This is a genomic window from Synechococcus sp. ATX 2A4, from assembly GCF_024346375.1.
In the GTDB taxonomy this organism is placed as follows: domain Bacteria; phylum Cyanobacteriota; class Cyanobacteriia; order PCC-6307; family Cyanobiaceae; genus MW101C3.
In genome coordinates this window covers 96946-120744 of the sequence record NZ_JAGQCV010000009.1, presented here as the reverse complement: position 1 = coordinate 120744, position 23799 = coordinate 96946, and the positions used below count along the sequence as shown (strand labels likewise).

The 23799-nt window shown below is 68.1% G+C and carries 16 protein-coding genes; 11 read left to right on the top strand and 5 right to left on the bottom strand.

Annotation, left to right across the window (positions count from 1 at the left end; genetic code table 11):
• Positions 1 to 37: 37 nt before the first annotated feature.
• Together uvrA and recN are read right to left on the bottom strand one after the other, a co-directional pair.
• On the bottom strand, positions 38 to 3055 hold the full coding sequence (uvrA, locus tag KBY97_RS10230; RefSeq protein ID WP_255146787.1) for an excinuclease ABC subunit UvrA: 3018 nt from the start codon (positions 3053 to 3055) through the stop codon (positions 38 to 40).
• 87 nt (positions 3056 to 3142) lie between these two features.
• On the bottom strand, positions 3143 to 4885 hold the full coding sequence (gene recN / locus KBY97_RS10225) for a DNA repair protein RecN (RefSeq protein WP_255146784.1): 1743 nt from the start codon (positions 4883 to 4885) through the stop codon (positions 3143 to 3145).
• Between the two features lie 75 nt (positions 4886 to 4960).
• Between recN and KBY97_RS10220 the strand changes: the two genes are divergently transcribed.
• From KBY97_RS10220 to purF, 7 genes are all read left to right on the top strand, one after another.
• A complete protein-coding gene (locus tag KBY97_RS10220) occupies positions 4961 to 6889 on the top strand; it encodes an AarF/ABC1/UbiB kinase family protein (protein WP_255146783.1) in 1929 nt (642 codons plus the stop codon).
• Positions 6890 to 6916: 27 nt separating this feature from the next.
• Positions 6917 to 7561: an alpha/beta hydrolase gene (locus tag KBY97_RS10215; protein WP_255146782.1), complete on the top strand. Its 645-nt coding sequence runs from the start codon at positions 6917 to 6919 to the stop codon at positions 7559 to 7561.
• 130 nt (positions 7562 to 7691) lie between these two features.
• Positions 7692 to 8750, top strand: a complete 1059-nt coding sequence (gene thrC, locus KBY97_RS10210) for a threonine synthase (protein WP_255146831.1) — start codon at positions 7692 to 7694, stop codon at positions 8748 to 8750.
• A 524-nt stretch (positions 8751 to 9274) separates the two neighbouring features.
• Complete coding sequence (gene dnaN, locus KBY97_RS10205; protein ID WP_255146830.1) at positions 9275 to 10450, top strand: DNA polymerase III subunit beta; 1176 nt, start codon at positions 9275 to 9277, stop codon at positions 10448 to 10450.
• A 4-nt stretch (positions 10451 to 10454) separates the two neighbouring features.
• Complete coding sequence (locus tag KBY97_RS10200) at positions 10455 to 11363, top strand: RNA methyltransferase (RefSeq protein ID WP_255146781.1); 909 nt, start codon at positions 10455 to 10457, stop codon at positions 11361 to 11363.
• A 66-nt stretch (positions 11364 to 11429) separates the two neighbouring features.
• Positions 11430 to 13802 (top strand): phosphoribosylformylglycinamidine synthase subunit PurL, encoded by a 2373-nt coding sequence (purL, locus tag KBY97_RS10195; protein WP_255146829.1) that lies wholly within the window; start codon positions 11430 to 11432, stop codon positions 13800 to 13802.
• A 136-nt stretch (positions 13803 to 13938) separates the two neighbouring features.
• The gene (gene purF, locus KBY97_RS10190; RefSeq protein WP_255146779.1) at positions 13939 to 15411 is read left to right on the top strand and encodes an amidophosphoribosyltransferase; all 1473 of its coding nucleotides are present in this window, start codon (positions 13939 to 13941) and stop codon (positions 15409 to 15411) included.
• A 45-nt stretch (positions 15412 to 15456) separates the two neighbouring features.
• On the opposite strand, the gene KBY97_RS10185 is transcribed toward purF, so the two are convergent.
• The 3 genes from KBY97_RS10185 to queG form a co-directional block, all read right to left on the bottom strand.
• On the bottom strand, positions 15457 to 17916 hold the full coding sequence (locus tag KBY97_RS10185; RefSeq protein WP_255146777.1) for a DNA topoisomerase (ATP-hydrolyzing) subunit A: 2460 nt from the start codon (positions 17914 to 17916) through the stop codon (positions 15457 to 15459).
• A 76-nt stretch (positions 17917 to 17992) separates the two neighbouring features.
• Positions 17993 to 18895, bottom strand: coding sequence for a tetratricopeptide repeat protein (locus KBY97_RS10180; protein ID WP_255146776.1), 903 nt, complete (start codon positions 18893 to 18895; stop codon positions 17993 to 17995).
• A 27-nt stretch (positions 18896 to 18922) separates the two neighbouring features.
• Positions 18923 to 19951, bottom strand: a complete 1029-nt coding sequence (queG, locus tag KBY97_RS10175) for a tRNA epoxyqueuosine(34) reductase QueG (RefSeq protein WP_255146775.1) — start codon at positions 19949 to 19951, stop codon at positions 18923 to 18925.
• A gap of 31 nt (positions 19952 to 19982) precedes the next feature.
• Between queG and KBY97_RS10170 the strand changes: the two genes are divergently transcribed.
• From KBY97_RS10170 to ftsY, 4 genes are all read left to right on the top strand, one after another.
• On the top strand, positions 19983 to 20633 hold the full coding sequence (locus KBY97_RS10170; protein ID WP_255146774.1) for an HpsJ family protein: 651 nt from the start codon (positions 19983 to 19985) through the stop codon (positions 20631 to 20633).
• A 104-nt stretch (positions 20634 to 20737) separates the two neighbouring features.
• Complete coding sequence (locus KBY97_RS10165; protein WP_255146828.1) at positions 20738 to 21490, top strand: DUF502 domain-containing protein; 753 nt, start codon at positions 20738 to 20740, stop codon at positions 21488 to 21490.
• 26 nt (positions 21491 to 21516) lie between these two features.
• A complete protein-coding gene (gene nusB, locus KBY97_RS10160) occupies positions 21517 to 22131 on the top strand; it encodes a transcription antitermination factor NusB (protein WP_255146773.1) in 615 nt (204 codons plus the stop codon).
• Positions 22132 to 22138: 7 nt separating this feature from the next.
• Positions 22139 to 23731: a signal recognition particle-docking protein FtsY gene (gene ftsY, locus KBY97_RS10155; RefSeq protein ID WP_255146771.1), complete on the top strand. Its 1593-nt coding sequence runs from the start codon at positions 22139 to 22141 to the stop codon at positions 23729 to 23731.
• The last annotated feature ends 68 nt before the right edge of the window (positions 23732 to 23799 follow it).

Genomic DNA, 23799 nt, shown 5'->3' with positions numbered 1-23799 from the left:
CCTCCCACCGGCCACCCCTCGGTTGGTGGTGATGGCTTCAGGCCGAAATGGCTTCCGGTGGATGCTGAGCCAGCACCTGCTGGAGGTAGCGGCCCGTGTGGCTGGTGGGATGCTCCGCCACCTGCTCCGGCGTGCCGGCCACCACGATCTCCCCTCCTTTGTTGCCGCCCTCGGGGCCCAGATCCACCAGCCAGTCAGCACAGCGGATCACATCAAGGTTGTGTTCGATCACCACGATCGAATTGCCCTTGTCCACAAGGCGCTGCATCACATCCATCAGCTTGTGCACGTCGTAGAAGCTCAGGCCGGTGGTGGGTTCATCGATCAGATAAAGGGTTTTGCCGGTGGCCCGCTTGGAGAGTTCGGTGGCCAGCTTCACCCGCTGGGCTTCACCGCCGGAGAGGGTGGGAGCCGGCTGGCCCAGCTTGATGTAACCCAGCCCCACATCCACCAAGGTGCGCAGCCGATCCGCCGCCTGGGGAATGGCGCTGAAGACATCGGCCGCCTGTTCCACCGTCATCTGCAGCACATCGGCAATCGTGTGGCCCTTGTACGTCACCTGAAGCGTTTCGCGGTTGTAGCGCGCCCCCTTGCAGACATCGCACTGCACATACACATCGGGCAGGAAATTCATCTCGATCACATTCACGCCCTGCCCGCTGCAGGCCTCACAGCGCCCGCCTTTGACGTTGAAGCTGAACTGGCCCACCTGATAGCCCCGCGCCTTGGCCTCCACCGTGGCGGCGAACACCTGGCGGATCGGGTCGAAGGCGCCTGTGTAGGTGGCGGGGTTGGAGCGGGGTGTGCGGCCGATCGGGCTCTGGTCGATCACAATCACCTTGTCGACCGACTGGATGCCCCGCAGCTCATCGAGGCCGGTCGGGAACGGCACCTTCATGCCCAGCTTGTGCTCAAGCGCCGGGTGGAGCAGCTCGTTGATCAAGGTGCTCTTGCCGCTGCCGCTCACCCCGGTGATCGCCACCAGGCGGCCGAGGGGAATGTCGACGTCGAGCCCCTGCAGGTTGTTGCGGGAGCAATTCAACAGCGAGAGCTTGCGGCTGCTGCTGGTGCGCCGTTCGGGCGGGGTCGGAATCGAGCGCCGCCCACTCAGGTAGGCCCCCGTGAGCGATTCCTCTTCTTCGAGCAGGTTCTCGAGCGTCCCCTCAGCCACGATGCGTCCGCCGTGCACGCCGGCGCCCGGGCCGATGTCCACCAGGTGGTCGGCGGCTCGGATCGTGTCCTCGTCGTGTTCCACCACGATCAAGGTGTTGCCCAGGTCGCGGAGCCGGAACAGGGTATTGAGCAGGCGGTCGTTGTCGCGCTGGTGCAGCCCGATGCTGGGTTCATCCAGCACGTACAGCACGCCGGTGAGCCCGGCCCCGATCTGGGTGGCGAGACGGATGCGCTGGGCCTCCCCGCCGGAGAGGGTCATGGCCGGGCGGTCGAGGCTGAGGTAATCGAGGCCCACATCCAGCAGGAAGCGCAGGCGCATGCGGATCTCGCACAGCACCAGATCGCCGATCTGGATCTGGCGGGGATTGAGCAGGGGTTCCGCCCCTTCCGCATCCCCGACCCCCATCAACGACTCGATCCGTTGCAGGGTGTCGGCGACGCTCACATTGGTGAGATCGGTGATCGCATAGGGCCCCACCTTCACCGCCAGTGCCTCAGGACGCAGCCGCAGGCCGCGGCAGGTGCCGCAGGGCACCAGATCCAGGAATTTCTCCAGCTTCTGGCGGATCGCCTCGCCACTGGCGTCGCGCAGCTGCCGCTCCAGGATCGGCAGGATGCCTTCGAACGGGCGCAGGTAGCCCTGGCTTTTGCTGTAGCGGCTGTCGGTCTTGATGGCGATCGGCTCGGGGCTGCCGTGCAGCAGCAGTTGCTGCTGGTCTTTGGTCAGCTGGTTCCAGGGCTGCTTGATCTCAAAGCCGAAGGCTTCTCCCACACTGAACAGCAGTGAGAAGTAATAGCTGTTGTCTTTCTCGCTCCAGGGGGCCACTGCCGCATACACCGGCAGGGCGGGATCGGGCACCACCCGCTCCTCGGTGAACTTGCGCAGATGGCCGAGGCCATGGCAATCGGGGCAAGCGCCGTAGGGGCTGTTGAACGAGAACAACCGGGGGGAGAGCTCCTCAATCACGGCGCCATGCACGGGGCAGGCGAAGTTCTCGGAATAAAGCCGCTCCCGCTCCACCCCCTCCGGGAGTTCTTCGCCGGTCTTGGGCACCGCCTCCACCAGCGCCAGCCCGTCGCCGCGCTTCAGGCAGGTGCGCAGGGAATCGGTGAGCCGTTCAGTGATGCCCTCACGTGCCACCAGCCGGTCGACGACGACTTCGATGTTGTGGGCGTGGTTCTTGTCGAGCTCGATGTTGTCGGAGAGTTCGCGCACCTCGCCGTTGATGCGCACCCGGGCGAAGCCTTCCGCCACCAGACCACTGAGCAGCTTGGTGTGGGTGCCCTTCTTGCCCCGCACCACCGGCGCCAGCAACTGGTAGCGGGTGCCCTCCGGCAACGAGGAGATGCGATCGACCATCTCGTCGATGCTCTCGGGCCGGATCGAGCGGTCGCACTGGGGGCAGTGGGGTTCACCGGCGCGGCCGAAGAGCAGGCGCAGGTAGTCCTGAATCTCCGTCACCGTGCCGACGGTGGAGCGCGGGTTGTGGCTGGTGGACTTCTGGTCGATCGAGATCGCCGGCGACAGCCCCTCGATCGCGTCCACATCCGGCTTGTCCACCTGGCCGAGGAACTGGCGGGCGTAGGCGGAAAGGCTTTCGACGTAGCGGCGCTGCCCTTCAGCGAAAATCGTGTCGAAGGCCAGCGAGCTCTTGCCGCTGCCGCTCACACCGGTGAACACCACCAGCCGGTTGCGTGGAATCGTCAGATCCACGTTCTTGAGGTTGTGCTGGCGGGCACCACGCACACGGATCACGTCCTCAAGGGCGCCACCGTTGAGCGAGCGCAGCTTCGACGCCTCTTCCTTGTCAAGGGTCGGGACCGTGGTGCTGGGGGTGGTCGAAGTGCCCTTGGGCCCAGAAACGATGCTCGCGCGGGGCATCCGGCCTCGTCTAGAGCGTCTGAGTCTACGGGTGTCTCCTGATCGGCAGGGACCCGCCCGCGTTCTGCGGCGGAAACGGCACTCAGATCAGCCCCGCTCCAGCAACCCGGCGGCGTAGCGGTGGGCTTCGCTGAAGTCGCCCCCGGCCAGTTCGGCCAGCTCCTGCTGCCGCGCCTGGGTGTCCCGCAGCGGGCGAACCCGGGTGAGGGTGCGGCCCGCCTCCACTGCTTTGCTCACCTGGAAATGATGATCGGCGGCGGCGGCCACCAGCGGCTGGTGGGTCACGCAGAACACCTGCCGCTGCGCGGCCAGCTGCCGCAGCAGCTCGGCGATCGCGCCACTCACCCGGCCGCTGACGCCGCTGTCGATTTCATCGAACAGCAGGGTGACGCCCGGATCCGCCGCGGCCAGACAGGTTTTCAGCGCCAACAGGAAGCGGCTCATCTCGCCGCCGGAGGCCACCTCGCGCAGGGGCGCCAGCGGCTGGCCGGGGTTGGCAGAGAACAGAAACGCCACCGCATCGGCCCCCTCCTCAGCCGGCGGTACCGGCACGACCGCCACCGAAAAGCGCACATCGGCCAGGCCCATGGGCCGCAGTGAGGCGGTCAACTGCTCTTCCAGCTGTCGCGCCGCCTGCTGCCGCTGGGCGCTGAGCAGGCTGCAGGCCTGATCCCGCCGAAGGCGAGCCTGCTGCTCCTCGGCCTCCAGCGCTACGAGGGCGGCGGCAGCCCCACCGCTGAGCTGCTCACGCAGCTGGTCACGCTGCTCGATCAGCCTTGCCAGATCGCGGCCGTGGCGGCGCTCCAGCCCCTTGAGCAGGGCCAGCCGCTCCTGCACCGCTTCGAGGCTGGCGGGATCGCTGTCGAGGTCACCGCCATAGCGCTCGAGGTCGCGGGCCAGCTCCTGCACGTCCTGCAGCGCCCCGCCGCAGCGGTCCAGCAGGGGGCCGAGGCTGACGTCAAAGCCGGCCAGTTGCTGCAGCTCCTGATCGCAGGCGGCCAGATGGTCGAGCGCCGCCGGAGCGTTGTCGGCGCCTTCCACCAGCCGGCCCAGCAGCAGCATCACCCCCTCCTGCAATCGCACCGCATGGGCGAGGCGGTCCTGGTCTTCCTGCAGCCGCAGGCATTCGTTCGGGTCTTCGAGGGCGGCGGCCTCCAGCGCCTCCAGCTGCTGGAGCCCCTCCTGCCGTTGCCGCTCCAGCCGGTCGCGGTCGGCCCGCGCCTGCTCCAGCCGGGCGGCGGCCTGGCGCCAGCTGCGCACCGCCTGCCGCACCGGCCCCAGGCAGGCCGCCAGCGCGTCGCCACCGCAGCGGTCGAGCCACTGGCGCTGTTGGCCGGGGCGGGCCAGATCCTGGGTCTGGCCCTGCACGGTGAGATCCAGCAGCAGGGGCCGCAGCTCCAGCAGTTGCTGGCGGTTCACCACCACACCGTTAATGCGGCTGCGGCTCTGGATGCGTTCACCGTTGCTGCGCCACTCGCGGCTGAGCACCAGCTCCGGCGGGGAGCCTTGGGCGGCGGCGCCTTCATAAATGCCTGTGCCTGTGTCTGTGTCTGTGGCATCGCCGCCGGCGAGCTCCTGATCCAGCTGCTGCTGCTGCAGCCAGGCCAGCGCGGGCGCCGTAGGGGTGAACAGGGCTTCGATCAAGCCCCGCTGCGTGCCCTGGCGCAGCAGGCGTGCGCCGGAGCCGCCGCCCAGCAGGGCATCGAGGGCATCGAGCAACAACGACTTGCCGGCACCCGTTTCACCGGTGAGCACCGTGAAGCCAGTGGAGAACTCCAGCTCCAGGCGCTCCACCAGTGCGATGTTCTCGAGGCGCAGTCCCGTGAGCACGCGGTGCCTCAGCCGACTGCCCGACCGTAGCGACGCTGAGATTCGTTTAGAAGGGGGGTATCGATCTGCCCCGTGATGGTTCGCTCCGACCACGTGAGCACCCCTGCGGAGCTCAGCGACTTCATTGAAGCCGCCGGCCTGCTCAGCTATGACCCGGCGGCGATCACGCGCATCTACGCCGGCCACCCCAATCGGCTGCTGCTACGGCTCTGGCAGACCCTGATGCCGATCAGCCTGTTTCTGGTGGGCGTGGCTGTCGATCGCTTCGCCGGCCTGCTCAACAACCCCGACCGCGCCAGGGAACGGGCGCGCGAATGCGCCCAGCTGCTGGTGGCGCTCGGCCCCGCCTTCATCAAGGCCGGCCAGGCCCTGTCGACCCGGCCCGACATCGTGCCACCGGTGCTGCTGGAGGAACTGGCCCAGCTGCAAGATCAACTGCCCGGTTTCGACGGTGCGCTGGCGATGGCCTGCATCGAAGAAGACCTGGGTGCGCCCATTTCCGAGATATATACCCAGCTCGATCGCGAGCCGATCTCCGCCGCTTCGCTGGGCCAGGTGCACAGGGGCACCCTCAAGGGCGGCCAGGCCGTCGCGGTGAAGGTGCAGCGCCCTGGCCTGCGCGAGCAGATCACGCTCGATCTTTATATCGTGCGCAACATCGCCGCCTGGATCAACCAGAACGTAGGACTGGTGCGCAGCGATCTGGTGGCCCTGATCGATGAGCTGGGCAAGCGGGTGTTCGAAGAGATGGATTATCTCAACGAAGCCAGCAACGCTGAAACCTTCGCCAAGCTCCACCAGCACAATCCCAACATCGCCGTACCGGCCATCTATCACGAGGCCACCAGCCGCCGTGTGCTCACGATGGAATGGATCGATGGGGTGAAGCTCACCAATCTCGAGGCGGTGCGCTCGCTCGGCATCGACCCCGACCACATGGTGCAAATCGGCGTGAACTGCAGCCTCCAGCAACTGCTGGAGCACGGCTTCTTCCACGCCGACCCACACCCCGGCAATCTGCTGGCTCTGCCGGATGGCCGCCTGGCCTACCTGGATTTCGGCATGATGAGCGAGGTGAGCCGCGAGTCGCGCACCGGCCTGATCCAGGCGGTGGTGCATCTGGTGAACCGCAACTTCACCGCCCTCTCCACCGATTTCGTGCAGCTCGGTTTTCTGGGCGAAGAGGTGAACCTCGAGCCGATCGTGCCGGCCTTTGAATCGGTGTTCGGCCAGGCTCTGGAGATGGGGGTGAGCCGGATGGATTTCAAGGCGGTCACCGATGATCTTTCCGGAGTGATGTACCGCTTCCCGTTCCAGGTTCCGCCCTATTACGCCCTGATCATCCGCTCTTTGGTCACGCTCGAAGGCATTGCCTTGAGTGTGGATCCTGAGTTCAAAATTCTCGGTGCGGCCTATCCCTACTTCGCCCGCCGGCTGATGGAGGATCCCGATCCGGATCTGCGCCGCAGCCTGCGCGACATGCTCTTCGATGGCGATGAGTTCCGCTGGCAACGGCTGGAAAACCTGATCAGCAGTGCGTCTTTACAGGAACAACTGGATGTGGAGGGTCTGCTGGATCAGGTGCTCGATTTCCTCTTCTCACCCAAGGGTGGGATGCTGCGCCAGCAATTGGTCGATGCGATGGTCGACCGGCTCGATGCGCTCGGCTGGCGGGCTGTGCAGGCGATGGGGCGGCGGCTGCCGAAACGGCTCCAGCCGCCGGGGCTGCGGGGTGTGGAGCGGATCAGCATGATCGATGCCCAGCTGCTGGATCTTGAGCCAGTGCAGCAGCTGCTCGTGGTGCTGCGCGATGTGCCGGGTTTTGAACCCAGGCTGCTGCTGCGCCGGCTACCGCGGCTGCTGGCGGAACCTGACCTGCGCCGCATGGGGCTGCAGCTGGCCCAAGGGTTGGCAGAGCGGGGGGTGGTGCGCCTGCTGCGCGATGTGCTTGTGGCGCCGGAATCCCGGCGTGCCGCTGGAATGGCACCGGTCGGCAGCTTCTAGGATCGGTGTCCAGCCAGGGAGTTTCAGTTGCGCATCCGCCCCAACGTCCTGGGGGTCCTGCTCGGGCTCTCGCTGAGCACGGCCGCTCCGACTCTCCAGGCGGCCGAGCAACTGGTGTTCGTCAGCGGTGCCTTTCGGCGCTCAATCCCTGTGGCCGATCTCGACCATCTGGCCGAAACAGGCCAGGCGCGTGGCCTGCTGGCCGACGTGCTCAAGATCGGCCGCCAGAACCCTGAAGATGTGGCCCGACTGTTGAACCAGAAGGTCACCCTGCCGCTGGTACTCACCAGCCGCTTGCTGTCCACCCGCATTGGCGATGCGATCCTCCAGCGCCTGGCGGGGATCTTCGCGCCGCTCAATGCACCATCCGCCGGCGTTCCCGCCCTCCGCTCCGCCCTGATCATCGGGATTCATAACGGCAACGGCACCCTCACCCCCACCGGCTTTCTGAGGGCCTATCCCACCAACGAGCTGGCGATCAACATCCCGGCCCTGCTCAGCCTGCTGGGCAAAACCAATTCCATTGCCGATCTGGTGCGGTTCTTCTCCGAATCCCCGCTCGACGGCCTGCGCGAGGGCAATGAACAGCCATCCAGCCGCTCTCCCGGCAGCCCTCCTGTCACCACCCCCAGCCAGCCACCAACCAGCACTCCAGGCGCCCAGGGTTCCTGACGCACTTCTTTCCTCTAGGCAGTTGAGCTCTCTCGGAGCTTCTTAACCGCCGCGTAGATTCGCCGGAGCCTGCTCCGTCGCCCCTGTGCCGCTGCTCTCTGCCCTCAGGCGCCTGGGCGCGAAGCCCACGCTGCAGGACTGGCCGGGGCTGATTGAGGCCTACCGCCCCTGGTTGCCTGTCAGCGATCGCACGCCGGTGATCACGTTGCGCGAAGGCGCCACCCCGTTGATCCCCGCACCGGCGATCGCGGCACGGGTGGGCCGTGGCGTGAAGGTGTTTCTCAAGTACGACGGCCTTAACCCCACCGGCAGCTTCAAGGACCGGGGGATGACGATGGCGGTGAGCAAGGCGCGCGAAGCCGGCGCCGAAGCAGTGATCTGCGCGAGCACCGGCAACACCTCCGCCGCCGCCGCGGCCTATGCCAAGCGCGGCGGCATGCGCGCGTTCGTGCTCATCCCCGATGGCTACGTGGCCCAGGGAAAGCTGGCCCAGGCACTGATGTACGGCGCCGAGGTGCTGGCGGTGAAGGGCAATTTCGACCGGGCCCTGGCGATCGTGCGCGAGGTGGCCGACAACTACCCCGTCACCCTGGTGAACTCCCTCAACCCCTACCGGCTGCAGGGCCAGAAGACGGCCGCCTTCGAGGTGGTGGATGCACTCGGCGAGGCCCCCGACTGGCTGTGTATTCCGATGGGCAATGCCGGCAACATCAGCGCCTACTGGATGGGCTTCCAGGAGTACCGGCAAGCCGGCCACAGCCAGCGGCTGCCCCGCATGATGGGCTTCCAGGCCAGCGGCTCCGCTCCCCTGGTGCTGGGCCACACGGTGGAGCAACCCGACACCATCGCCACGGCGATCCGGATCGGTAACCCGGCCAACCGCGACAAGGCCCTGGCGGTGCGCGAGCAGAGCAACGGCGCCTTCCATGCGGTCACTGATCAGGACATCCTGGAGGCGTACAAGCTGCTGGGCCGGGAGGAAGGGGTGTTCTGCGAACCCGCCAGCGCCGCTTCGGTGGCCGGCCTGCTGCAGCGGGCGGCAGAGGTGCCGGCAGGAGCCACGGTGGTCTGTGTGCTCACCGGCAACGGCCTGAAGGATCCCGGCACCGCGATCGATCACAGCGACGGCGCCTTCCATGCCGGCCTGGCACCGGAAGTGGACGTGGTCGCCAAGGTGATGGGCTTCTAAGGGCCAGGCTCTTGGCCTGCTGAGCACAAACAGCCCCCGCCCACGGCGCTTCGTGGGCGGGGGCTGCCTGCGTTCGGGCGGCGGCTGGTGCGCTGGAGGGGGCCTCCTGGGCCGAAAGCATGGTGTCTTGATGACGGCCGGTGAACAGACCGTCCCAGGGGAAAAGCGGGGATCGACGGGGGAAAAATGCGGCTGCATCAGGGCCTCGAACAGGGCATTGGTTTTCCACAGGCCGGGAAACGGTGGAAAAGGGGGAAACGTCTGCCGTTCGTCTGCCCTTCTCCCCATGCCTGCTGGACTAGATCGGTTGCTGCAACAATCTTTCTGAGCTTCTCCCCGGTTTCCACACCCCCTACGACTACGGCTGTTTTTCTCTTTTTTCTAAAAGAAAAGCTTCCGTAGAAGGATCGTGGAAAACGGGCGTGGAAAACGGCGTTGACGGTCGTCTGCCGTTGCGGATCGCCCCGGCTTGTGGAAGCGTGGTGGGGCCCGGCATGGGCATCCCCACCCGGAGTGTCAAAACGATGAAGCTGGTCTGCTCCCAGGCGGAACTGAGCGCCAGCCTTCAGCTGGTCAGCCGCGCGGTGGCGGCCCGGCCGACGCACCCGGTGCTGGCCAATGTGTTGCTGACCGCCGATGCCGGCACCGGCCGGCTGAGCCTCACCGGCTTCGACCTCAATCTCGGCATTCAGACCAGCCTGCCGGCGGCGGTTGAAACCAGCGGCGCGATCACTCTGCCGTCGCGCCTGTTCGGCGAAATCGTTTCCCGGCTCTCTGCCGACAGCCCGATCACCCTGGAATGCCCTGAGGGCCAGGAGCAGGTGGAGCTCACCAGCTTCTCCGGCAGCTATCAGATGCGCGGGCTGTCGGCGGAGGATTTCCCCGACCTGCCCCTGGTGCAGACCGGGGCGCCGATCCGGCTGGAAGCGGAAGCCCTGATCAAGGGCCTGCGCGCCACCCTGTTCGCCAGCAGCCCGGATGAGGCCAAGCAGTTGCTCACCGGCGTGCATCTCGGCCTTGAGCACGACGGCCTCGAGTGCGCCGCCACCGATGGTCACCGCCTCTCGGTGCTGCGCCTCGACAACGCCGCTGCCGGTGCTGCCGGTGCCGGGCCGGGCAGCGGCGCTGCGGAGGCGGAAGAGGCGCCGAGTTTTGCGGTCACGGTGCCGGCCCGATCCCTGCGAGAACTCGAGCGCCTGCTGTCTTCCCGCCAGTCACAGGAGCCTGTGAGCCTGTTCAGCGAACGGGGGCAGGTGGTGTTCGTCTGGGCGGATCAGGTGCTCACCAGCCGCAGTCTCGATGGCACCTACCCCAACTACGGCCAGTTGATTCCAGCCTCCTTCAGCCGCACCCTGGAGCTCGATCGCCGCGCCTTCGTCAACGCTCTGGAGCGGGTGGCTGTGGTGGCCGATCAGCACAACAACGTGGTGAAGCTGAGCAGCGACCCATCCGCCGACCGTCTGCGCATCAGCGCCGATGCCCAGGATGTGGGCAGCGGCTCGGAATCCTTGCCGGCGCTGGTGAAAGGGGATGCGATCGAGATCGCCTTCAATGTGCGCTACGTGCTCGATGGCCTCAAGGCGATGACCGCCGAGCGGGTGGAGCTGCGCTGCAACGCCCCCACCACGCCCGCCGTGCTGGCGCCGCTGGAGGATCCCAGCTTCACCTACCTGGTGATGCCCGTGCAGATCCGCAGCTGATGCCGTGAGCCTTCCCGCTCAGCTGCTGCTCTCTGATCTGCTGCGGCTTCGGGTGCGCTGCGATCAGGGCCTCGACCACGGCCCCGGGCTGATGGGCTGGATGCACCCACCAGTGCACCGTCTGCTCGGCTGGGCCAGCAAACCCTCTGCCTTCGGCACGCGCCGGCTCGTTTGGCGCCTCGACCAGCTGCGCGGCCTTGGCGAGCTGGAGGCCCTGGTGCTGGGCGAACCGGCTGTCACCGATCCGGCCACGCTCGAACGCCTGCCCACGCTGTTTGATGCCGCCCTCACCGGCGCCGGTGGCGCCGTGCTGGGCACGGTGGCGGATGCGGCCGTGGAGCTGCGCAGCGGCCGCATCCTGCATTACCTGGTGTCGCGCACCGATCCGCGCCTGCCAGGCACCAGTCGCTGGCGCCTCACGCCCGATCGGATCGTCGACCAGCAACCCGGCCAGGTGCTCACCGGCCTCAGTGGCCTCGACGACCTGCCGCTGGCCAAGGCCAGTGTGCGGCAGGAGTTTCTGCGGCGTTCGCGCCGCTGGCGCGATCAGGTGGGCCAGGAGACCTCCCGGATCAAGGATCAGTTCCAGGAGGCGGGCGGGCGCTTCGAGGAACGGCTGGAGGGTTGGCTGGAGGAACCCCCCTGGCAGGAGCCGGAGCGGGAAGGTCCGCCCTGGCAGGAGGCCGATCCCGCCTGGCGCCAACCGGACGACGACCCGCTGGACGACTGGGACGACGACGATCGTCTGGAGGATCGCGACGACGACAGGCCCAGGGCCTGGGACCCACCGGAAGAGGAGCTCGATCGCGAGCTCGAACCGGACACGGACCCCTACCGTCGGCCCCAGCCCGTCAGCGAGGGGCCGTCCCGGCGGGGCAGTCGCTACGACAACGACGCAGATCCCTGGGTCTGAACCCGCCGATCCCCGGCGGCCGTGGGCGGTCGCTCGGCCAGACTGAGCTTTCCTGCCTGCGGCTGCCTGGTGTCCTCCCCCTCCTATCCGCTTGCCGAAGCTCTGCGCAAGGAGGGCCTCAGCCGGGCCGACTACGACGAGATCGTGCGGCGCCTGGGCCGGGCACCGAACCGCGCCGAGCTGGGCATGTTCGGGGTGATGTGGTCGGAGCACTGCTGTTACCGCAACTCCCGCCCCCTGCTGGGTCAGTTCCCCACCTCCGGGCCGCGCATCCTGGTGGGGCCCGGCGAGAACGCCGGCGTGGTCGATCTGGGCGAGGGCCAGCATCTGGCCTTCAAGATCGAGAGCCACAACCACCCGTCGGCCGTGGAGCCCTTCCAGGGCGCAGCCACCGGTGTGGGCGGCATCCTGCGTGACATCTTCACGATGGGCGCGCGCCCGATCGCGCTGCTCAATGCCCTGCGCTTCGGGCCGTTGGAGGATCCCCGCAATGTGGGGCTGATGGAGGGCGTGGTGGCCGGCATCGCCCACTACGGCAACTGCGTCGGCGTGCCGACGGTGGGGGGGGAGGTGGCCTTCGATCCCAGCTACAGCGGCAACCCGCTGGTCAATGCCATGGCCCTGGGGTTGATGGAAACCGAAGAGATCGTGCGTTCGGGCGCGGCGGGCGTGGGCAATCCGGTGGTCTATGTGGGCAGCACCACCGGCCGTGATGGCATGGGCGGGGCCAGCTTTGCCTCGGCCGAGCTCACGGAAGCCTCCCTCGACGACCGCCCGGCCGTGCAGGTGGGCGATCCCTTCCTGGAGAAGGGGCTGATCGAGGCCTGCCTGGAAGCCTTCAAGAGCGGTGATGTGGTGGCCGCCCAGGACATGGGCGCCGCCGGCCTCACCTGCAGCTGTTCGGAGATGGCTGCCAAGGGTGGCGTGGGTGTGGAGCTCGACCTCGACCTTGTGCCGGCCCGCGAAGACGGCATGACCGCCTACGAGTTCCTGCTGTCGGAATCGCAGGAGCGCATGTTGTTCGTGGTGCGCCAGGGCCGCGAGCAGCCGCTGATGGAGCGCTTCCGCCGCTGGGGCCTGCAGGCTGCGGTGGTGGGCCGGGTGGTGGCCGAGAACGTGGTCCGGGTGCTGCAGCACGGCGAGGTGGCCGCCGAGGTGCCGGCCAATGCCCTGGCCGACGACACCCCGATCAACCACCACGAGCTGCTCGCTGCCCCGCCGGCTGAGATCCAGGCCCACTGGCAGTGGAGCGAAGCCGAGTTGCCGCCCGCCGACACCACCGGCATCACCCCGGCGGGCCAGTCACCGCTCAGCTGGAGCCAGGTGCTGCTGGCCCTGCTCGACACGCCCACGATCGCCAGCAAGCGCTGGGTGTACCGCCAGTACGACCACCAGGTGCAGGGCAACACCGTGATGCCCCCCGGCGGTGCCGACGCGGCTGTGGTGCGGCTGCGGCCCCAGCAGGGGCCTGGCTCGTTGCTGCCGGCCCAGCGCGGCGTGGCGGCGGTGGTGGATTGCCCAAACCGCTGGGTGGCCCTCGATCCGCAACGGGGTGCGATGGCGGCGGTGGCTGAAGCGGCCCGCAACCTCAGCTGCGTGGGGGCCGAGCCGCTGGCAGTCACCGACAACCTCAATTTCCCTTCCCCCGACCACCCCACCGGCTACTGGCAGCTGGCGATGGCGTGCCGCGGCCTGTCGGAGGCCTGCGCCGCGCTCGGCACACCGGTCACCGGCGGCAACGTCTCCCTCTACAACGAGACCCGCCTGCCCGACGGGCGCCTGCAGCCGATCCATCCCACCCCCGTGGTGGGGATGGTGGGCCTGGTGCCCGATCTTGCCCGCGTCACCGGGCAGGCCTGGCGCGCGGCCGGTGAGGCCATCTGGCTGCTGGGTGTGCCGCTGGCGGGCGACGATGACGCCGACGAGCGGCTGGGGCTGGCGGCCAGCGGCTACCTGGAGTGGATCCACGGGCTCAGCACCGGTCGGCCGCCGCGCACCGACCTGGCGCTGGAAGTGGCGGTGCAGGCTCTGCTGCGCCAGGCGATCGCCCAGGGGGTGGTGACCGCCGCCCACGATCTCAGCGATGGGGGCCTGGCGGTGGCGGCAGCCGAATGTTGCCTCGCTTCGGGTCTGGGTGCCCAGCTGGAGTTGCCTGCGGGCACGGCCCGGGCCGACCGGCTGCTGTTCGCCGAGGGCGGTGCCCGCGTGCTGGTGAGCGTGCCGGCGGCCCAGGCCCAGGCCTGGCAGGCGTTGCTGGAGCAGGTGCCGCCGAGCGGTGCCGCCGGCTCGCCGCCAGCCTGCCAGCGGTTGGGGCAGGTGGAGGCCGAGGCGGTGCTGAGCATCGGGCGCGGTGGCACGACGTTGCTGGTGCAGCCGCTTGATGTGTTGGGGCTGGCTTACGAACAGGCGATTCCCCGCCGGTTGGCCGGCGGGGCCTGAGGCAGACTGTCAACGCAGTCGGTCAGTGGTCAGGCCTGTGGTTCGCGCGCACCCCAGGCAACACTCCTCCCTGCCACCTTCTGGCCCCCCCGGCGTCAGATCGCCAGCTAGCGACAGCTCGGCTGCTGCGGAGGAAATGGCTGCTGTGGCTTTGGCGGAGGAGCGCCCCGATCGCATGGAGGAGGCCTGCGGCGTGTTCGCCGTCTATGCCACCGGCCAGCCAGTGGCGAACCTCACCTACTTCGGCCTCTACGCGCTGCAGCACCGGGGCCAGGAATCGGCCGGGATCGCTGTGTTCAACGGCGCCAAGATCCGGCTCCACAAAGACATGGGCCTGGTCAGCCAGGTGTTCGATCAGGACGTGCTGGAACGCATGCCCGGCGACCTGGCGATCGGCCATAACCGCTATTCCACCACCGGCAGCAGCCGGGTCTGCAACGCCCAGCCGGTGGTGCTGATGACCCGCCTCGGTCCCTTCGGCCTGGCGCACAACGGCAATCTGGTCAACGCCAACGAGTTGCGCGAGGCGCTCGATCACCTCGCCGGTGAATTCACCTCCACCACCGATTCTGAGCTGATCGCCTTCGCGCTGCAGGAGGCGGTGGATGGGGGTCTGGGCTGGAGCGCCGCCATCCGCCAGGCCGCCGGCCGCTGCCGCGGCGCCTTCAGCCTGGCGATCGGCACCCCGGAAGGGTTGTTCGCCCTGCGCGATGGCTACGGGGTGCGCCCGCTGGTGTTCGGCCACATGGGCGACAAGCACCAGGGGCAATGGGTGCTCAGCAGCGAAACCTGTGGCCTCGACATCATCGGCGCCTCCTACGACGGCGACGTAGGCCCTGGCGAATTGATTCACTTCCGGGCGGGCGAGCCGGTGCCCGAGCGGGTGCGCTGGATTGTGGAGCCCGCGAAGCTGTGCGTCTTCGAGATGATCTACTTCGCCCGGCCCGACAGCCGTTTCTTCGGCGAATCGCTCTACAGCTACCGCCATCGCATCGGTGAGATGCTGGCGCGCGAATCCGCCGTGGAGGCGGACATCGTGATCGGTGTGCCCGATTCCGGCATCCCCGCCGCCATCGGCTTTTCCAAGGGCAGTGGCATCCCCTTTGCTGATGGGCTGATCAAGAACCGCTATGTGGGTCGCACCTTCATCCAGCCCACCCAGGCGATGCGCGAGGCGGGCATCCGCGTCAAGCTCAATCCCCTGCCGGATGTGCTCTCCGGCAAGCGGGTGATCGTGATCGACGACTCGATCGTGCGTGGCACCACCAGCCGCAAGCTGGTGATGGCGCTCCGTGATGCGGGCGCGACTGAAGTGCACATGCGGATCAGTTCACCGCCCGTCACCCATCCCTGCTTCTACGGCATCGACACCGACAACCAGGAGCAACTGATCGCGGCCCGGCTCACTCTCGATGAGATCATCGTTCACCTCGGTGTCGACTCGCTCGCTTATCTCAGTCAGGAAGGGATGCTGGAGGCTGCCCACGATCATTCCTCCCATTTCTGCACGGCCTGCTTCGATGGCAACTACCCGATCCCCATGGATGACGCCATCCGCTCCAGCAAGTTGATGCTGGAGCCCTCGGGTCTGGCGGCCACCAAGCCCTGAATCTGATCACTCCATGATCAGCAGGCGGTGATCAGTAAACGCTGATCAGCTGATCAGTGGCACCAAGGCCTGCACTCTGTCAGTAGACGCCAGCGGCTGCGGCAGTTCGCCGGGTTCGTCGGGGTTCTGAGGCGCAAGGGTTGCTGGGTTGAGGCGGAAGCTGCGGGTCGGGCTCAGCACCACCCCCAAGGTGGCGGGCCCGCAGACCTGCAGGTCCACCAGGGCGTCGCTGCGGTCGAGGAAGCGCAGGCCGATCTGGCCCAGCTCGCCCCGCTGGCAGCGCCGCAGGCTCTCCAGCCGCAGGCGCTTGATCCGCCCCAGGCGGCTGGCCAGCACCACGTCCTGATCCGAGCGGGGAGCGCAGGCTCCGGCGATCGTCTCGCCGGGCAGCAGCCGCAGCAGCTGCGGCCCCTGGGCCGTCCGCCCCATCAGCGGCACGTCGGCGTCAGTCACCTGCAGGCGTAGCAGGCGCCCGGAACTGCTGCCCACCACCAGATCCTGGTCGTTGGCGCAGGGCACCACGCGGCGCAGCACCACGCCATCCTTCAGCTTCAGCACGGTGGCGGCGCGGCCGGAGAGCTCAAGGAAGGCGTCGATCGGCAGCCGCTTGAAGCGGCCATCGCTGCTCAGCAGACCCAGACTGCCCTCGGGTTGCGCCGGCAACGGCAGCACCTGAACGATCGGATCGTCCAGCAGGCTCTCGGGCAGAAACTTCTCCAGCCCGCCCTGCTGTTGTCCGGCGTACTCCCAGCGCAGCAGGGCCACACGGCCACCGGCGCTGAAGGCCAGCACGGCCGGTTTCTCGCTCACCGCCAGGATCAGCCGCGCCGGGGCCGGGTGCTCACCCACCGGGGCGGCCTCCTCCAGGTGCAGGCGGCCGAGCAGCTGGGGCCCCGCGATCCGCACCTGGCCATCGGCCTGGATCAGCAGGCGGCCATCGCCGGGCAGGGCGTCGAGCGCCTGCTGACGCTGCAGTTCGGTGGTGGGCCGGGTGGCGGCTGCGCGCTGGGCCACCAGGGCATCGCCGCCGGCCACCAGGCGCGTGCGCCGCGGCGTGGCATAGCGCTTCTTCAGGCTTTTGAGCTCCGTCACCATGGCGTCGAGCAGGGCCTGGCGGTCGTCGAGCAGGTGCCGCAGCCGTTCCCGCTCCTGCGCCAGTTCGGCGGCCTCCTGCCGCAGGCCGTCCTGCTCCAGGCTGGTGAGGCGCCGCAGCGGCATGGCCAGCACCGCCTCGGCCTGCCGCTCACTGAGATCGAAGTGGACCTGCAGGCTGGCCTTGGCCGTGGCCGCATCTTTGGCCGCCTGGATCCTGGCGATCACCTCCTGCAGGGCATCAAGCGCCCGGATCAATCCCTCCACCACCTCCAGCCGATCTTCGGTGCGGCGCAGGGCATGGTTGGTGCGCCGGATCAGGGTGTGTTCCCGGTATTCCAGGAAGTGGTTCAAGATCTGCCGCAGGCTCAGCTGCAGCGGCTGGCCGTGGACGAGCGCCAGCATGATGGCCCCGAAATTGCTCTGCAGGGCCGTGCGGCGTTGCAGTTCGGCCAGCACTTTGGTGGGATCGCCATCGCGGCGCACCTCCACCACCACCCGCATGCCATCGCGGTCGCTCTCGTCGCGGATGTCGGCGATGCCACCGATTTTGCCGCCGTTGACCTGCTCGGCCAGCTTCTCGATCCAGCCCGCCTTGCTCAGCTGATAGGGAAGTTCGGTGATCACCACGGCGCCACGGCGGTGGCGTCCTTTGCCAGGCTGCACCTCCTCGATGTGGGCCACACCACGCATCGGGATGCTGCCGCGGCCATTCAGGTAGGTGTCGCGCACGCCGCTGCCGGTGAGCACTTCGCCGCCGGTCGGAAAGTCGGGGCCAGGCACCAGTTCAAGCAGTTTCTCATCGCTGAGGTCGGGCTTGCGGATCAGGGCGATCAGGGCGTCCACCACTTCGCCCAGGTTGTGGGGTGGAATGCTGGTGGCCATGCCCACGGCGATGCCCGAGCAGCCATTCAGCAGCAGGAAGGGCAGTTGGGCCGGCAGCACGGTCGGCTCCTGCTGGGAGGAATCGAAGTTGGGGGCGAAATCAACCGTGTCGTTGCCGATTTCATCGAGCAACCCCTGGTTGGCGATCGGCGCGAGGCGCGTTTCTGTGTATCGCATCGCCGCCGGGGGGTCGTCGTCGACTGAGCCGAAGTTGCCGTGGCCGTCGAGCAGCGGATGGCGGCTGGCGAACGTTTGCACGAGGCGCACGAGCGCGTCGTAGACGGCCTGGTCGCCGTGGGGGTGGTACTTGCCGAGCACATCGCCGACCACCCGGGCGCATTTGCGATAGGGCCGATCCGGGGTGAGGCCCAGCTCGTGCATGGCGAACAGGATGCGGCGCTGCACGGGCTTGAGGCCATCGCGCACATCCGGCAGGGCCCGGCCCACGATCACGCTCATGGCGTATTCGAGGTACGAGCGCTGCATCTCCTGATGCAGGGAGATCGGTTGGACGCGCTCCTCTGCCATCCGGTTCGGGGGTCTGGGGGCGGAAGGGGCTCAGCCTACAGATCCTGCCTGGCGGGGCTCAGCGGTCGGTGGCCGCTCAGGTGGAGGGTTCCTCTTCCGTCTCCATGCTGCCGGAGGCGTTGGCATTGGCCCTGTCCACGGCCGCCTTCAGGTCGGGATGGCTGAGCAGGGTCTTGGCACTGGCCCGCAGGCGGGGGCCCCAGAGCTGTTCTTTCTGATAGGCATCCAGCACGTAGTTGGGTTCAATCGCCAGGGCCTCGCTGGCAAGTTGACGCGCCTCGCTCTGGCCGGGCGGGGTGGCGGCCAGAGCGACGGCCAGCGCCAACATCGGCTCCGCCGCCTTGGCATTGATCTGCAGGGCCTGGCGCCAGCGATCGATCGCCTCGCCGCGTCGGCCCAGTTCGTAGAGCACCAACCCCTGGTTGTTGATCGCCTCCCAGAAGCCCTTGCGCAGCCCGGAGGCGCGCTCGAAGGCCTGCAGGGCTCCCTGGGGGTTATCGAGCAGCAGCTGGGCGTTGCCGAGATCGAAATGGGCGCCGGCATTGCGGCCATCCAGCCGCAGGCCCTGCTCCAGCAGCCCCACCGCCTGCTGCGGTTGACCATCACGCAGGGCGAGGGATCCTTCAGCAAACCAGATCCCAGCATTGCGTGGATCGAGCTGCTTGGCCCGCGCCAGCGACGCTGACGCTTTTTTGCTCTGATTGCTGCGCAGCTGAGCTTCCGCCAGCAGCACCCAACCGCGGGGGTCGGCAGGCAGCAGCTGCACGGTGAGGGCCGCCAGCCGGGCCGCATCTTCCGCCTGGCCCAGGCGCAGCAGGCGGCTGGCCGCCTGGGCGATGCCCAGACCCGCCGCTTCCAGCTCCGTGCTCTGTGGCACGTAGGCGTAAGGAACCAGCGCGAAGGCCGGTGGCACCGCCCCTAAAGCAACTGAAAACGTGAACGGTGCTGCCGTGAGACTCGCCAACCAGCGCGGGGCCATGTCGGGCGTTCCATTCCAAAACTCACTTTAGATGGGCACTTCTCGGCTTTCGCAGTCGGATTCCCTCTCCCTGCCCCCCGATCCACCGCCAGCCGTGCCCTGCTCCAGCACCGCCCGCAGGTTGCGGCGCCACATCCAGGGCTTGATGCGCCGCAGGGCCGAGGCCCGCAGCCGCTCGTCCCAGTCGTCGTCGCTCCACTGCAGGGCCTCCTCCGGCTGCAGGTCGAGCATCCAGGCACGCGGCTGCAGGTCGGGATCGCTCGACACGGGCAGCTCCTGATCGTTCCAGGGGCAGACGTCCTGGCAGATGTCGCAGCCGGCCACCCAGGGCGCCATGGCGGCGCCGATCGCCGGCGGCAGCTGTGGTTCGCGATTTTCGATCGTGTGGAAAGCGATGCAGCGCCGCGCATCCACCACGAACGGTTCGGTGATGGCGCCGGTGGGGCACGCCTCGATGCAGCGGCTGCAGCGCCCGCACAGCGGTTCTGCCGGGGCATCGGCGGGCAGCTCCAGGGTGGTGAGCAGGTGGCCGATCAGGAACCAGGAGCCCCTGCGGGGGTGGATCAGGTTGCCGTGCTTGCCGATCCACCCCAGGCCGGCCTGCTCGGCCCAGGCCTTGTCAAGCAGGGGGGCGCTGTCGACACAGGCGCGCCAGCGCACCCCAGGCGCCCGTTGCTCAAGCCAGCGGCCCAGCTGGCGCAGGCGGCCATCGATCACCCGGTGGTAGTCGCGGCCCCAGCCGTAGCGAGCGATGGCGGGTCGGCCGGGGCTGCGGGTCGCGGCCACGTTGTAGTTGAGCCCCACCGCCAGCAGGCTGCGTACCCCTGGCAGCAGCTGCTGGACCTCTGCCCTGCGCGGATCGGCCATCCAGTCCATCGAGGCGTGGTGGCCTGCGGCCAGCCAGCGCTGCAGAGCCGCCGTGCGCAGCTGCATCCGCTGACCGTGCTCCGCGGCGGCCAGACCCACGGGTGCAAATCCCAGCACCTGCGCCTGCTGTTTGAGCGCCACTGCCAGAGCCGCCGGAGTCAGGCCTTCCTGGTCGGGTTTCGATCCCACCCGTACAGTTGCGCATCGCCGTCATTCTGCTGTGATCTCCGCCTCTTCCGGACGTTTCGGCGTGCTGTTGCGCTGGCTCGGTCTCACTCTGGTGGTGCTGCTTGCCCTGCAGCTCACCTCCGTGATCCTGATCGGCACCTGGGAGGAACCCACCTTCCAGCAACTGCTGGTGGAACGCTTGATCAGCCAGGCGCCAATGGCGCTGATGGGTCTGCTGCTGATCCTGCTGGGCTGCCGCCTGGATGTGCCCCATGAGGGCCGCACCCCCTTGCGTTGGCTGGTCGCCGTGCTGGCAGCGCTGCTGGCGATCGGCCTGGCCCTGGCGGTGCCGGTCACGGTGAGCGCCGATGGCTCGATCACCGCCCAGACCGAGCAGAGCCTGGCCACCAAGCGGGGCCAGCTGGAAATGGCCAAGCAGCAGAGCAGCAACCCCCAGGTGATTGAGCAACTGGTGCGCCAGGCGGAGCAGGCGGGCCAGGTGCCGCCCCAGGCCACCCCTGAGCAGAAGGAGCAAGCCGCGCGCGGCTTCATCGACCGCCAGTTGCAGCAGATGCAGGACCAGCTCAAGCAGGAGGAACGCTCCAGCGTGCTGGCCCTCAACCAGCGCCGTTTCAACGGCACGGCCTCCGCTGTGGTGCTGGTGGTGGCGTTCGCGCTGGTGGCGCTCGCCGCCGTGCTCTGAGCCCCAGACGTTCTGTGGCGAGATGGGCCGCCGCTTAACGGCGTCTCCGGTGCCTGGCTAGGTTGAAGTCCGATTTTTTGATGTCCGGTCGTTCCGGCCCGCTCTTGGTGCAATCGAATCCCCGCCCTGATGAACCCCTGGGGAACCGGCTTCGCCAGGATCTCAAGAACGACCTGATCGCTGGTCTGCTGGTGGTGATTCCGCTCGCCACCACGATCTGGCTGGCCACCACGGTGAGCCGCTTCGTGCTCGCGTTTCTCACCACGATTCCGAAGCAATTCAATCCCTTCAATACGCTCAGCCCGCTCCTGCAGGAGCTGATCAACCTTGGCGTGGGTCTGTTGGTGCCGCTGCTCGGCATCCTGCTGATCGGCCTGATGGCGCGCAACATTGTGGGGCGTTGGTTGCTGGATTTCGGCGAAGGCACCCTCCAGCGCATACCCCTGGCGGGTTCGGTCTACAAAACGCTCAAGCAACTGCTTGAAACGGTCTTCCGCAGCAACTCCACCCGCTTTCGCCGTGTGGTGCTGGTCGAGTACCCCAGCAAGGGCCTATTTGCGGTCGGCTTCGTCACGGGCGTGTTGGGGGCTGCCATGCAGAGCACGTCCGATCAGCCGATGCTGAGCGTGTTCATCCCCACGGCGCCCAACCCCACCACCGGTTGGTATGCCGTGGTGCCCGAGCAATCCGTCCGCGATCTCGACCTCTCCGTGGAGGATGCCTTCCGCACGATCATTTCGGCGGGGATCGTCAGCCCCGATGATGAGCGTGCTGGTCAGGGCAACCGCAGCTTCTCCAGCCTGTTGGCGCAGCTGCGCGCCCCCTTGTTCACCGCCCCCTCCTCCACCAAGGCCTGAGGGGGCTCACCCCTTCTGACGATCCGATGCAGAGTCGCTCCGTTTCCAGAGAACTGGCTTTGCTGATGCTGGGCCAGGTGAGCGATCGGGTTCCGGCCGCCGACCTCTCGCTTGAAGGCCTGTTGCAGCAGGCCCTCGCCAGCCTCAGCCAGTGCGTGCGGGAATCCCTCGACAATGCCGCCGTTGATCTGGAGCAGGCGCAGCAACAACTGCTCGACAGCGAACTGGTGGATGCCGCCGATCAGGTGGTGCGGGTGCGCGATCACCTGCAGCGCGGTCTGGCCCACGCCGAGCAGGCGATCAACCGCCTGTCGGCGGGCCTTGAACTGCCGCGCCTGCTGATGCTGGCCGACCAGGAAGATGTGCGCCGCGGCGCGGTGGACCGGGCGCGGGCCGTGCTCGATCACCGCGAGGACCTCGATCGCCGTCTCGATGAGGTGATGGAGGGCTGGCGGCTGAAGCGCCTGCCACGCATCGACCGCGACATCCTGCGGCTGGCGGCGGTCGACCTCGACACCTTCGGCACGCCGGCGGCCGTGGCCTGCAACGAGGCCGTCGATCTGGCCAACCGCTACAGCGACGAGCAAGGACGGCGGATGATCAACGGCGTTCTGCGGCGGTTCACCACCGCGGCCCCCTGAGGCAGGCATGGTTTTCGACTGGTTTCGGCGCCAATCCGCACCCCAGCCCGCGGCAGCTCCCGCTCCCGCCGCGCCCGAAGTTGAGCCGTCCGACCCCGGGCAACCCGGCAGCAGGGAGAGTTCTGCTGCAGCTGCTGAGGCTGGGTCTGCGCCGGTCGAAGCGGCTGCCCCTGCCGCTGGAGCCATCGACCAGGACGCTCTGGCCTGGGCGCGCGAGGCCTATGCGCGGCTGAAGGCCCAGCAGGATGCCGCTCAGGCCTTGCAAGCGCCCACCCCCGATTCCGAAGCAGCAGTAACGGCGTCGCCTGAGCCTCAAGCTGACACCAAGCCCCAAGCTCCAGTGGAGCCCAAAGGCGTCACCGCCCCAACCACCGCCCCAGCCGTCGAACCGGCCCCCGCCCCGGTTGCCGCGCCGCCGCAGCCGGCAGCGGAGCTGTCGCTGCTGGAGCAGGCCGCGGCCCAGCGGCGTGAGCGCCAGCAGGAGTTGCTGGAACGGCCGGAGCCGGAGAGCGCACCAGGCTCCGTCTCCCCTGCCGCACCAGCCACTGCCACCGCCACTACCACTGCCGACACCGCCGCTCCCCAGCTGGGAGCGTTCGATGACGCCTTCACCTGGTCGGTGGAGGTGCTGGCGGCCCAGGGGGTGCGCGCCGATCAGGTGTCGCTGGAGGAGATCGACTGGCTGGGCCGGCTGCGGCGCGGTCTGGAGAAGACCCGCCAGGGCTTTGTCAGCCAGATGCTGGAAACCCTCGGGGATGATCCGCTCACCCCGGAGGTGCTTGAGCAGCTCGAAACCCTGCTGCTCCGCGCCGATGTGGGGGTGAAGGCCACCGACCAGGTGCTCGAAGCGCTGCGGCAGCGCCTCAACGAGGAGGTGGTCGATCCGGGCGAAGGATTGCGGTTTCTCAAGGAGCAGCTGCGTGGGGTGCTGGAGGCGCCGATCCTGGCCAGCGGCACGGCGCTGCTGGCCCCACAACGCGATCGCCTGAACGTGTGGCTGCTGGTGGGGGTGAACGGCGTCGGCAAGACCACCACCCTCGGCAAGCTGGCCAACCTGGCGGTGCGCAGCGGCTACAGCTGCCTGATTGCCGCGGCCGACACCTTCCGTGCCGCGGCTGTGCAGCAGGTCACGGTGTGGGGCGAACGCAGCGGGGTGGCAGTGATCGCCAACCCAAGCGCCAACGCCGATCCGGCGGCGGTGGTGTTCGATGCCATCGGCGCCGCCAGTGCCAAGGGCACCGAGCTGGTGCTGGTTGACACCGCCGGTCGCCTGCAGACCAAGCACAACCTGATGGAGGAACTCAGCAAGGTGCGCCGCATCGTCGATCGCCTGGCGCCCCAGGCCAGCGTGGAATCGCTGCTTGTGCTCGATGCCAGCCAGGGCCAGAACGGCCTCCGCCAGGCCATGGCCTTCGCCAGCGCCGCCGGCCTCACCGGTGTGGTGCTCACCAAGCTCGATGGCAGTGCCCGCGGGGGTGTGGCCCTGGCAGTGGCCTCCGAGGCCGGCTTGCCGATCCGCTTCGTGGGTGCGGGCGAAGGCATCCGCGACCTCAGACCCTTCAACAGCTTCGAGTTCGTCGAGGCGCTGCTGGCGGTCTGAGCCGGGGCTGGCTGTGGCTGCCCCTCCGCCCGGGGGCGGCAGCTCGCTGCTTCAGCCGGTGACGCCAG